The following is an 11,572-nucleotide window of genomic DNA, read 5'->3' on the forward strand; positions in this document are numbered from 1 at the left end:
ATACTCTTATTTTAACTTTTTGTTCTCAATGGCAGCATTTATAAACTTCACAAACAAAGGATGTGGGTTCAATACTGTACTCTTGTATTCTGGATGAAATTGTGTTCCAATAAACCAAGGATGGTTTTTTAGCTCCACAATCTCTACCAATTGCGACTCAGGATTAATTCCCGAAGGAATTAGCCCTTTCTCTTCCATGTCTTTGAGGAAGGTATTGTTGAACTCATATCTATGTCTGTGTCTTTCAGATACTTTTGTCTTTCCGTATGCTTGAGCAGCTTTGCTTCCTTTTTTCAACTCACAAGGATAAGAACCTAATCGCATGGTTCCACCCATTTGTTGAATATTTTTTTGATCTTGCATCATATCGATAACAGGATATGCAGTAGCAGGATCCATTTCTGTACTGTTGGCATCACTTAGTCCAAGCACATTTCTTGCAAATTCAATAACAGCAACCTGCATTCCTAGGCAAATACCAAAGAACGGTAGGTTATTTTCGCGAGCAAATTTAACAGTTTCTATCTTACCTTCAAGCCCTCGCTCACCAAATCCTGGCGCAACGAGGATTCCGTCCAAATCATGTAGGCGCTCTCTGACCGTTTCCGGCTGTAATTCTTCCGAAGAAATCAATTTCAAACGCACTTTGCATTCAGCTGCAGCACCTGCGTGAATAAACGCTTCAATAATGGATTTATACGCATCTGGAAGGCTTACATACTTTCCAATCAAACCGATATTGACTTCTTGGGTAGGGTTTTTGAGTTTGCCCAAAAATGCCTTCCACTGATCTAAATCTGTATTGGTTTTGGAGGTCAACTTCAATTTAGACATCACCCGCTCGTCCAATTTTTCTTTTTTCATCAACAATGGCACATCATAGATGGTCTCAGCATCCATGGCCTCGATCACACTGTTAAGTTGCACGTTACAAAAAAGAGCCAATTTTTTCTTGACATCCAAGGGTAGGTGATACTCGGTTCTGCAGACCAAAATATCTGGTTGTATACCGGCTTCTAATAATTGTTTGACCGAATGTTGGGTAGGTTTGGTTTTGAGTTCCTTGGCAGCGGCAAGATAGGGGATCAAGGTGAGGTGAATGACTAAGAAGTTGTTGGCTCCCAAATCCCATTTGGCTTGTCTTACAGCTTCAATAAATGGAAGGGATTCAATATCTCCCACGCAACCGCCGATTTCTGTGATGATGACATCAAATGCATCGTCGTGTCCTAGTTTGAAAAAATTTCGTTTGATCTCGTCGGTGATATGGGGAATCACCTGTACAGTTTTGCCTAGATACTCTCCTTTTCTTTCTTTGGTAATAACATTATTGTAGATTCTTCCCGTAGTAACATTGTTGGCTTGTGAAGTAGGGTTATTTAAGAAACGCTCATAGTGACCTAAGTCCAAATCAGTTTCTGCTCCATCTTCAGTGACATAACATTCTCCATGCTCATAGGGATTCAGTGTGCCTGGATCGATGTTGAGGTAAGGATCAAATTTTTGGATAGTCACTCGGAAGCCTCTGGATTGAAGCAATTTGGCCAAGGATGCGGCAATGATGCCTTTTCCGAGTGAAGATGTAACACCTCCGGTGATAAAGATGTATTTGGTGGATGACGCCATAAGAAGGGTGGGTAGTTTTTTTGCTGGAATTCTTATGGGATTCAAAGGTAGGTATATGTTTCCACTAATCAAAAGGTAATTGCTCGCAGAAAGCACGGAAGCCGCAGAAAGAAAAGGAAATTGAACCTTTGAGGTCTTTCAGACCTCGAAGGTTTTTTAGAATATTTATTTTAGAGACAATAATTCTATAGAAGATATCTTTGGGGTATTTCAAAACCCAAAAATCTAATTTTGGAACAAATTACTTTCGTTGAGTGAAAAAAGAGCATCATTCTTTTTATTTTATCTAGAAGATTTAGGTAGCTAAAAGGTTTTTTATTATTCTGAACTTTTAACAAAAATTGATGCGATATATGCAGTAATTACACCGAATACTGATATGCCATAAGTCATAAGAAACATTGCTAAAATTCTCCCTAAGGTTGTAACTGGGTATTTATCTCCATAACCAACTGTAGTTATTGTAGTGTAGGACCACCAAATTGCATCTTCTGCATTTGTTATATTACTTTCAACATCATTTTCAAGAACTAGTATTGCTATCGAGGAAAAAATTAAAACAAAAAATCCCAAAATAATTACAGAAAAGACTGATCCTTTGGCAGTATCAGGAAATAAGTTTTTCAAGAAACTATTAAAAGTGTTGTATGCTTTTATTACGCGAATAAGTCTAATTAATCTGAACACGCGGCCATATCTAAGACTATCTAACATAGGAATGCTGGATATTAAATCTATCCAACCCCATTTAAGATATTTTAGCTTATTTTCTGCTGTTAATAGATTATAAAAAAATTCTGACAAAAATATTAAACAAATAAAGTAGTCAAAATAGCTTAAGATTTTAGATATTTCCTAATCAAGACTTATAAACGAATCGACAACAAGTGCTATCAGAACATAAATTGAAAGTAATAAGATTAAAACATTTATAAGAGATAATTTTTTGTTATTCATTTGATACTACTTCTATTTTTTCTGTTAAATCAGAGTCTTCTTTAATGTTTATTTCATAAATCAAATAACTTAAAACCCCAGCAATTAATAAAGCTAAGAGACCTTTTAGTACGAAAATCAATTTTTCTTTTTTATTAGGTATTATGGAAGCTTCTGAATATATTTTTTTTCTTTATGACCCTCAATTCTTTTACCTTCTGAATATCTCTTATCTTGTTTATAAATGGGTACTTTCTCTATTCTGTAGAATGGGATTGTAGTTTTTAAAAGATTTTTTAAACCAAGGTAAAACCAATAAACAGCCGTAACTATAGATACTGGGTAAATTAATAAGGTTGCGAACGATCCAATCAAAACAAAAAAATTTGATAAAAACGAATTAGAAAAAAGTTCTGGTTGAAACCCTTTTGAAATTAATTGATTTCGATTTATTAAATGAATATTATCATCATTCGATGAATCTGAATCAATCTTAGATATGGTAGGATTTTGAATATCCCATATCTCTTGGTTATTGTTAACATTTCTAATTGGGATTGAATGATTATCTTTATATACTTTATTACTTACGACTCTTCCTCCGTCTCTACCTACCTGATTAACCGCAGACCTGATAAATCCTTTAAATAGTTTGTTTAAAAAGCTAGACATCTTAATTGAATAATAGTGTGAAATAGTATTTAAAAAAAGGCTCAATATCGAAATTCATTTAACCCTCACCTTTTTTTAAAAATAAAACTTATATCTTAATTATTGAGCTTTTGAATCGTTTTTTTTCTTTGATTTTTAATTTTAGGATTTCACGAGAAATATATTCCTTATTTTTTAATATGGAAACACTTTATACGTGCCCTTCATGTGCTTCTCCTTATGGTTATGAATCAGATGGAATTATTTCTTGTCATGAATGGTGTTTACTTGGAAGGAAGAGACAACAACTTTGAGTTCTACATTTCAAGTCAAAGATGCTAATGGGAATATGCTGGAAAATGGTGATTCGGTCGAAATAGTTAAAGATTTACCAGTCAAAGGAGCACCTAAGCCGATTAAAGCTGGGACAAAAGTTAAAAATATCCAATTGGTAGAAGGATATCTTAATATTGATTGTAAGATTACCGGATTTAATTCAATGGCTCTTAAGTATGAGATTTTAAAAAAAGGTTAAATTTTTTAATTAGATTTTCAGTATAAAATAAGTCTATTGGAAGGGTGGTTTTATACTTCCTGTCCGATGTTTAAAGAGTTTCAATATCGCTTTGCGTAGAATAAGTCTGGTATATAAGGATTGATTTCTAGTCCTTATTTTTACTCCTCCCTAAACTCCAAGATATCCCCTGGTTGACAATCTAATACTTTGCAGATGGCTTCCAAGGTGCTGAACCGTATAGCTTTGGCCTTGCCAGTTTTTAAAATGGATAGGTTTGAGAGGGTGAGGTCCACTTTTTCGGAGAGTTCGTTAAGGGACATCTTTCGCTTGGCCATCATCACATCTAAATTTACAATTATGGGCATAGTCTAGACGGTTAACTCGTTTTCAGATTGTATTTCTATGCCTCGCTTGAAAACCTGTGCAATAGCGAATATCAGTATGCCCATAAAGATAAATTCCATCGCACCCCCAACGAAACCTGTCATGGCAGGTATATCAAACCCTCGTTTGATTAACCATTTGATACTGGAAGAGGTGATGATGATGAGAAAACCTATTTGCAAAGCTGTACTGCCCATTTGTGAAAGATAGTTGCCCACTTTTGCATTAAATGGATGTTGTAAGTCAATGCTCATGAAAATCCTAATCATCAGATAAAACAAATAGGCTTTGGAACACGCTACACCGAGCATCAAACTGATTAGCCCTACGTAATACCATGGATTTTCCTGCATGAGATTGTAAAGGTTTAAACCTTCATAAAGGTCCTGCGCAACTGGAGCATTGAAAAAGCTCATGATTGCTACAAATGTGAGCGTACCTGCTTTGATGCATAAGCCAATAAATACAGACCAAATGATTACTGTGGTCAGCATCAGCGTGGGTTGGTTGACCCATTTTTCTTTCCAATTATTTTGAGTGTTCATAGTGATGTTGTTTGATAATGCAAACATCAATAAAAATTTATTGATAAACAATAAAAATGTACTGTAAAAAAGTAAAAATTTTGCTCAATGGTAGATGGCTGGGTTAGTGAATTGGTTGATTGAGTTGAATAAGTTATTAGTGGAAGAAGACTTCTTTTTCTAGCTATGAGTCTCAATTATGAAAAGAAAAAACACCTGCATTTAGGATTTATAATTTTATAATGAATTAAAATATTATTTTCTCCCGAAAATTTACATATTTATGTATGTTTGAATAAAATAATTTATAAGCAAGATCATTAATTATTGAGGTTTAGAATCTTAGTTATTTAAAAAGCTATTCTTGTTTGTTTTCTAGATTTTAAAAAATCTTAAAAAGGTAATTCACCATCGTCTGTAAAAGTTCTATTATTCATAATTATACTTTTCTTCAATTCTCTTTTAACTTCTTGTTGCATTTCCTTCGGAAGATAGGTATTTCGGAAATTAGTCTCCATCATAATCATGCTTTCTTCATAAGTCCATTTTTTTATAATTGGGCCATAAAAATATAAATCAAAAGTTTGTTTTTGAATCGATTCAAGTAGGTCTGAAATCAATAATGCACAAGATAAGGGGTATTTAATTATTTGTAATTCAGAGAATCTAATTACTCCCCAGTTATTTTCTAAAAAGGCATTATTTCTAAACCCATCAAGTGATCGGTCATGATGAATTGGTTTGCCAGGTGTAAAAGAATATGGTTCATCGATTTCAATGTCTAAATGAAAACCAGTTTTATTACACACTATTGTAAAATCAGGTTCAAAAGATTTGTTATTTAAAGTTATAGATAAGTCAATTAGGACTTTGAAATCCTTTTCTAAGAGATATTTTAAAAAAAATAATTCTGTCTTGCCTCTTGAAAGGTTTTCAGTTTTTTTCAAATAATTATTTTGAGATTTAGTGAGTTTTTTGAACAAATTTTTACGAACTAAAGGTCTGAACAAGTTAATTTTATTTTTGAAGCTTTCAATTTCTATTTTATAGTTGTTTTCTAGTTCTGAATTCTTGTTTAAAATCATCAACTTTTTTCCCTCATAGTCGGAGGAAAGTTTCTGGTATTCTTCATCCGTAAGTTTTATTTCATCATATTGTATATATTTATAGAATCCTGAAGTAACTAAAGAAACTAACCATATAAAAGCAATTATTAATAGACCTAGCCCTATTGGATTTGTGTTTTCTGAATAATTAATTACGAACAAGAATAAATTAACTAAAAATAAAACAATTATTTTCAGTTTGTTACCATTCCATTTTAATATTTGAGACTTAATAAGCTTTGTTTTTTTGGGTGGAATGGGAAAAGGTAAAAGCTTCAATTCAGGTTTTGTGATTTTGAAATTAGAAACAATTTCTTCTTCAGGTATAATAATACTTGATAAGTTGACCAAACTCTCATTAAGTAAAATTTCAGGATAAATTTTATTTTTATCATTAATTGATAAATGGGTTGATTCAACGACTAAGTAACATATAAAGCTATAATCCTCGAAGTTTAAACCTTCATTTATTTCAGAAAAAAGTTCATTAAAAGTTTCATGATTATTTACAATTTCAGCTGTAAAGTTAACATTGAAATTTAACAATAGTTTCGGGTTAAAATCTTTAAACTTTAAAATAAACCGTAGGGCATGATTATAGGGATTAGAAAGATAAAAGTTTCCTAAAGAATCCTTTTTTAATGGTAAACTATATTCAGCATTTGATTTTAAATCTGATATATCAAGGCCTATCGCATCAAAAAGGTCATAAATATCAATATTCATATATTTTATAAATTATGTATATTTTTAAATATTTTTAAGAGCTATATAACTATAAATATACCTTAAATATTTTATATTGATTTAAACGTAAACATATATTTTATTTAAATTTTTGATTCAACCCTTCATCAAACCCAAAAGCTCTTGAAGAAACCACGGAAATCAACTTTGCATCAGGGTGAGATGGGTTGATAAGGTAATTGAATTCCTCAGGGATGATGCTAGATGGGACCCGTAATACCGCGCTTGCTTGACTTTGGATAAAATCATCTCCAATAAGTTGGGTTAGTAATTGGGGTGGCTTGGCATCCCAATCATAGGGGAGGTACTCCGGTGAAAGTGTACTGATTACAACTGAATCAGGGATTTCTATGGTAACTAACACACGGTCTTTTGGGAAATCAGTTGCTAAATCCATATGCACAGCTACTTCCAAAGATGCAAGCGCTCTGGACTCTGAAGTGTACACCATAAAAGTATTCAGACTGTTCCAGCGGAAACCTTTGGATTTGGATGCGCCAATACCTGTAAGGGTGTCAGGGAGATATTTTCTCCGCTCTATCCTAAATACCAACATCAGGCAAGATTCCCATATGCTATGCGATGTAAACAATTACGAACCTCTTCTATACCGGTAACAGAATCGAAAAGACTCTCAGGGCTTACTCCTCCCAAAGAAATATTAGGCTTTTTGAGCCAAGCTAAAAAATCATTCACTTCACCATTAAAAGTATCCACACCCAAGTCCATCAATTCAGAAAGAACGAGAATCAACTCACTATCTCTACTGCTGAGCTTTTCTTGGTCTTTCTTCTTTTTATTGTAAGTGGTCTGTGGAATATCCATCACCATAAGGACGTTCTTGACAGGCATTTTATAGGTGACAGCTACTTTTTCAATAGCATCAAAGGGCAAACCTTCTCTAATCAACTCCACCCGCTCAGCATTGGACTTCCATTCGACGGTTTTGTCGGAAAAGTCCAGTGAATAGGAAGGGTTGGAGCTAAGCTTAGCTGCTTTTAGGGTGTCCTGACTTGGCTTAAATGGAATCGTCTTCATAGCAATATTTTTGCTACTAATATACAGCAGATTTGTTGTATAAAAAACTCTTCTGCAATTTTATCCAAAAACTTACTTTTCGTAAAAGACCTTTCCAACCCTTTCAATATGATCTAGAAAATCAGGATTCTTCAAGTGCGAAAAAATTGAAATATCACATGTGTAGGGAAGAAATAATTCATCAAGGTCTTCTTCAATAGCGAAAAGTGTATCTAATGTAACATCAGAACCGATCAACGTTAGGTTAATATCAGAACCAGTTCTATAATTACCCTTGGCTCTAGAGCCATAAACTATCACTTTTTCTACTTCGGGATATTTTCCAAACACAGAATTAATCTTTTCCAGTGTTGTATGGGAGAGGCCAAATTTTTCAAGCTCTTTAGTTTTCATGGTTTAAGGTGTCCATTTTCGAATTAAACGCTTGAAATTCCTGAATATAATCTTCGATGATCTTAAAAAAAAATAGCATCAGCTGTTTCCTCATTGTAGGTATGAGAAGTCTTGTTTCGACTTTTGATCATATCCATCCAAATGTTTCCATTGGTAATCAATCCTGCTGAAAAGGCAGCTCTTTTAGCATCTTTGGAACCATAAATCTCAATATTTCCAGCAGCCGCTAGGAAGTCTTTCATGACATTCCAAGCGAGCTCATGAGTATATTCAAAACGTTGGATAAGTCCTTCTTTTAAAATATCATTCAAAAAAGAATCTTCCGCAATACTTCCGTCTTTGCCGGTAGGATAGTCTTCTTTTATCCTCGAAACGGCTTCATCCAGTTTAGCTAAAGCCTTTTTATAATTACTAAACCGTTGTTCCCAACGAATGTCTTTTGATTCCATCATATGTTTATTGAATCATGACAAGTTAAAGATTTCCCCCCCATCTTCCCAACAATAATTTCTTATAAACGAAACTTACTGTCGATTGACAATCTCTATTTTTTTGAACGATTCACAAATAGGGGGTTAGTCCTGCGTTCTTCGTAGCAAATTTGTTAAGAGCAGATCTCTAGAGAGGCGTCAGCCCTGAGGTCTAAGGGCTAATTGGTTAACTGTTGGCTAAAGATCGCATTATACGATAGTAAAGACCTCAGCGCTACGCGCCTCTGATGATATGGTATTTTATCTAAGCTACGAAGGTGTCAGGCCTAACGGCCCTAGGTGTCTCCCCATGAATCAAGGAAGACTAAGGAGATCAAAATATTTCAACTTTATTTCAATCTCTCAGCCTTGGCTAATCTATCCAAAAATACAGTATCAACTAATATCCAATCCCGAAAATCGGGACAAGTTATCCATCATTATCAACATGTTTCAACCAATTAATATGAGATAATCTATCTGCCAATCCAATATCAATTAAATATCCATTATCTACGAATATCTATAAAATCCATTCAAGACAACTTCCTCAAAGCCTCCTCCAAGGCATTTATCTTCGCCTCTGCATCGGCCTGCTTTTTCTTTTCATTGGCTACCACAGCTTCAGGGGCACCAGCGACAAAGCGCTCATTGCTTAGTTTTTTGATCACAGACTGAAGGAAGCCTTTGGTGTACTCCAGTTCTTTGCTGATGTTTTCACGCTCTTCTTCCACATTTACCTGACCAGCCAATGGAATAAAGCACTCGTCGGCTTTTACCACAAAGCTGACGGCATTTTCCAAAGAGGATCCAAAGGATACAGAATCAAGGTTAGCCAACTTCTTCAAAACCGCTTCAAATCGCTGATACAATTCCGCTTGTTCGGTTTTGATTGTTAGGTTAAAGGCCTCTTTCGGTGAAATTCCCTTGGAAGCGCGGATGTTTCTGATTTGGGAAACCACTTCAAAAACTTGGGACGCTTCTGCAATGTTAGCTTCGTTGAAACGCTCTGGTCTTGGCCATGCAGCAATGATCAAGGAGTCTTCTACGGAACGCTCTTTGATCTGATGCCAGAGTTCTTCTGTCAAGAATGGCATAAATGGATGCAAGACCTTCAGGATATTTTCGAAAAACGCTATGGTCTTGGCATGAGTAGCTGCATCAATTGGAGCCTGATAAGCAGGTTTGATCATTTCCAAGTACCAAGAACAGAAATCATCCCAAATCAGCTTATAAGTTGCCATCAAGGCATCCGAAATTCTAAATTTATTAAAATGATCTTCAATTTCAGTTAAGGCCTGATTGAATCGATTTTCAAACCAGGTAATAGAGGCTTGGTTAGCATCTCCGCTCAAGGAAGGATCAATTTCCCAACCATGAACCAAGCGGTAAGCATTCCAGATTTTGTTGGCAAAATTTCTACCCTGCTCCACTAGTTTCTCATCAAAGGGCAGGTCATTACCAGCAGGGGAGGAGAAGAGCATTCCAACACGGACGCCATCTGCTCCATAGCTTTGAATTAGCTCCAATGGATCTGGGGAATTACCGAGGGACTTGGACATTTTCCTACCCAATTTATCTCGGACAATGCCTGTCAAGTATACGTTTTTAAATGGCTTATCGCCCAAGTATTCATAACCTGCAATGATCATTCTGGCTACCCAAAAGAAAAGAATCTCTGGTGCTGTCACCAAGTCATTGGTAGGGTAATAGTATTTCAAATCCTCATTGGGCTTTCCAGTCGTGAAAACCTCCGAATCAAAAACCGAAATCGGCCACAACCAAGAAGAAAACCAAGTATCCAGCACGTCTTCGTCCTGAGTCAAATCAGCTAAGCTATAGGCTGTACCGAATTGTGTGTTTGCTTGTGCCAAGGCTTCTTCTTTCGTTTTGGCAACCACATATTCACCGTTTGGAAGGTAGTAGGCAGGGATCTGATGGCCCCACCACAATTGACGGGAAATGCACCAATCGCGTACATTCTCCATCCAAGAACGGTACATGTTTTTAAACTTTGGTGGATGCAATTGGATGATGTCCTCCATTACCGAACTCAAAGCAGGCTTGGTAATATCCTCCATTTTTAAAAACCACTGCAAAGATAATTTCGGTTCTACCACGGCATTGGTTCGCTCAGAGTGGCCTACGTTGGACTTGTACTCTTCAATTTTTTCCAATTGATCAGCCTCATCCAATAGCTTTCCTATTTTTTTACGGGCGATGAAGCGGTCTTCACCAACCAAAATCTGTGCTTTTTCATTGAGAGTCCCGTCATCATTGAGGATATCGATGACCGCTAATTTATGTTTGATGCCCAACTCATAGTCATTGACATCGTGGGCAGGGGTTACTTTTAAGCAACCTGTACCGAATTCCATATCCACATACTCGTCTTCGATGATGGGAATGGCTCGGTTGATTAATGGAATAATGGCTTTTTTACCTTTGAGATGGGTAAAGCGTGGATCGTTTGGATTGATACAGATCGCTACATCGGCCATGATGGTTTCAGGTCGGGTGGTAGCGATGGTTAGGGACGATTCTGTTCCTTCGATTTGATACTTGATGTAATACAGCTTAGACTGCACCTCTTTCATGATTACCTCATCGTCAGAAAGTGCTGTTTTTCCTTGAGGATCCCAGTTGACCATGCGAATGCCTCGGTAGATTTTACCTTTTTTGTGCAAATCCACAAATACAGAAATCACCGCATCACTCAAGTCAGCATCCATGGTGAATTTGGTTCTATCCCAATCACAGGAAGCTCCCAATTTCTTCAATTGCTCCAGGATGATTCCTCCATACTTTTCTTTCCACTCCCAAGCATATTTCAAAAAGTCCTCTCGTGACAGGGATTTTTTATCAATCCCCATGTCTCTGAGCATCGCCACTACTTTGGTTTCTGTCGCAATGGAAGCGTGATCTGTTCCGGGTACCCAGCAGGCATTTTTACCTTCCATACGGGCTTTGCGGACCAATACATCCTGAATGGTATTGTTGAGCATGTGTCCCATGTGCAGTACACCTGTCACATTTGGTGGAGGAATGACAATAGTGTAAGCTTCTTTACTGTGATCCACTTGGGAGGAGAAAAATTTATTTTCTATCCAATACTGATACCATTTTGCCTCAACGGCTTCAGGTGTATATTTTGTAGCTAATGACATGTTTGAGACGATT

At 36.0% G+C, this 11,572-nt stretch carries 12 protein-coding genes; 1 reads left to right on the forward strand and 11 read right to left on the reverse strand.

Annotated features, from left to right (window positions below; genetic code table 11):
• Positions 1-6: 6 nt before the first annotated feature.
• From IPZ59_RS12625 to IPZ59_RS12635, 3 genes are all read right to left on the reverse strand, one after another.
• The gene (locus tag IPZ59_RS12625) at positions 7-1,626 is read right to left on the reverse strand and encodes a CTP synthase (RefSeq protein ID WP_236136408.1); all 1,620 of its coding nucleotides are present in this window, start codon (positions 1,624-1,626) and stop codon (positions 7-9) included.
• 318 nt (positions 1,627-1,944) lie between these two features.
• Complete coding sequence (locus IPZ59_RS12630) at positions 1,945-2,478, reverse strand: potassium channel family protein (protein WP_317208051.1); 534 nt, start codon at positions 2,476-2,478, stop codon at positions 1,945-1,947.
• Positions 2,479-2,724: 246 nt separating this feature from the next.
• Positions 2,725-3,234 carry a hypothetical protein gene (locus tag IPZ59_RS12635; protein ID WP_236136410.1) on the reverse strand — a complete coding sequence of 170 codons (510 nt, stop codon included), beginning with the start codon at positions 3,232-3,234 and terminating at the stop codon, positions 2,725-2,727.
• A gap of 289 nt (positions 3,235-3,523) precedes the next feature.
• Here IPZ59_RS12635 and IPZ59_RS12640 point away from each other — a divergent pair, with 289 nt between their 5' ends.
• Positions 3,524-3,748 (forward strand): zinc ribbon domain-containing protein YjdM, encoded by a 225-nt coding sequence (locus IPZ59_RS12640; RefSeq protein WP_317208007.1) that lies wholly within the window; start codon positions 3,524-3,526, stop codon positions 3,746-3,748.
• A gap of 140 nt (positions 3,749-3,888) precedes the next feature.
• Here the strand turns inward: IPZ59_RS12640 and IPZ59_RS12645 are convergent, their stop codons facing one another.
• The 8 genes from IPZ59_RS12645 to IPZ59_RS12680 form a co-directional block, all read right to left on the reverse strand.
• Positions 3,889-4,095, reverse strand: coding sequence for a helix-turn-helix domain-containing protein (locus IPZ59_RS12645; RefSeq protein ID WP_236136411.1), 207 nt, complete (start codon positions 4,093-4,095; stop codon positions 3,889-3,891).
• Positions 4,096-4,098: 3 nt separating this feature from the next.
• Positions 4,099-4,659 carry a DUF2975 domain-containing protein gene (locus IPZ59_RS12650; protein ID WP_236136412.1) on the reverse strand — a complete coding sequence of 187 codons (561 nt, stop codon included), beginning with the start codon at positions 4,657-4,659 and terminating at the stop codon, positions 4,099-4,101.
• A 371-nt stretch (positions 4,660-5,030) separates the two neighbouring features.
• Positions 5,031-6,470, reverse strand: coding sequence for a hypothetical protein (locus IPZ59_RS12655; protein WP_236136413.1), 1,440 nt, complete (start codon positions 6,468-6,470; stop codon positions 5,031-5,033).
• Between the two features lie 100 nt (positions 6,471-6,570).
• Positions 6,571-7,047, reverse strand: a complete 477-nt coding sequence (locus tag IPZ59_RS12660; protein WP_236136414.1) for an RES family NAD+ phosphorylase — start codon at positions 7,045-7,047, stop codon at positions 6,571-6,573.
• Positions 7,047-7,529, reverse strand: a complete 483-nt coding sequence (gene parS, locus IPZ59_RS12665; RefSeq protein WP_236136415.1) for a type II RES/Xre toxin-antitoxin system antitoxin — start codon at positions 7,527-7,529, stop codon at positions 7,047-7,049. Before parS ends, IPZ59_RS12660 begins: the two co-directional genes overlap by 1 nt.
• Before the next feature lie 72 nt (positions 7,530-7,601).
• Positions 7,602-7,922 (reverse strand): nucleotidyltransferase domain-containing protein, encoded by a 321-nt coding sequence (locus IPZ59_RS12670; protein WP_236136416.1) that lies wholly within the window; start codon positions 7,920-7,922, stop codon positions 7,602-7,604.
• A gap of 62 nt (positions 7,923-7,984) precedes the next feature.
• The gene (locus IPZ59_RS12675) at positions 7,985-8,374 is read right to left on the reverse strand and encodes a nucleotidyltransferase substrate binding protein (protein WP_236136417.1); all 390 of its coding nucleotides are present in this window, start codon (positions 8,372-8,374) and stop codon (positions 7,985-7,987) included.
• Positions 8,375-8,928: 554 nt separating this feature from the next.
• On the reverse strand, positions 8,929-11,559 hold the full coding sequence (locus IPZ59_RS12680) for a valine--tRNA ligase (protein WP_236136418.1): 2,631 nt from the start codon (positions 11,557-11,559) through the stop codon (positions 8,929-8,931).
• Between the last annotated feature and the right edge of the window lie 13 nt (positions 11,560-11,572).

Origin of the sequence: Mongoliitalea daihaiensis (genome assembly GCF_021596945.1) — a bacterium.
Lineage (GTDB): Bacteria > Bacteroidota > Bacteroidia > Cytophagales > Cyclobacteriaceae > Mongoliitalea > Mongoliitalea daihaiensis.